The sequence below is a fragment of the Neglectibacter sp. X4 genome (assembly GCF_009917365.1).
Lineage (GTDB): Bacteria > Bacillota > Clostridia > Oscillospirales > Acutalibacteraceae > Acutalibacter.
In genome coordinates, this window is the sequence record NZ_QWLE01000341.1 from 1 (window position 1) to 269 (window position 269).

The window sequence follows — 269 nt, forward strand, 5'->3', positions numbered from 1 at the left end:
TTACCCATAGCGGCTCCATCAAAAACTTTATTTCCATGTACGGAAAAAACGGCAGCAAAATCAGAAGCTGCCTTTATAAATACAATAACCTGCATCTGCAGGATTTTTTGTGTAAAAACGATGTGCCCACCTGGGAACGGGAAGATGGAAAAATCTTTCCAAAATCTATGAGAGCAAAAGACATTCGCGATATGCTGCTTCGCAAAGGCCGTGAAAACGGATTTTCTATCCTGTACAATTCATCGGTTACTTCTATTGTACAGCATAAC

The 269-nt window shown here is 40.1% G+C and carries 1 protein-coding gene; it reads left to right on the forward strand.

Translation table 11 applies throughout. The features are described 5' to 3' along the window. A partial coding sequence (locus tag D1841_RS20065) for an NAD(P)/FAD-dependent oxidoreductase (protein ID WP_207710227.1) occupies nucleotides 1-269 on the forward strand: 269 nt, incomplete at both ends.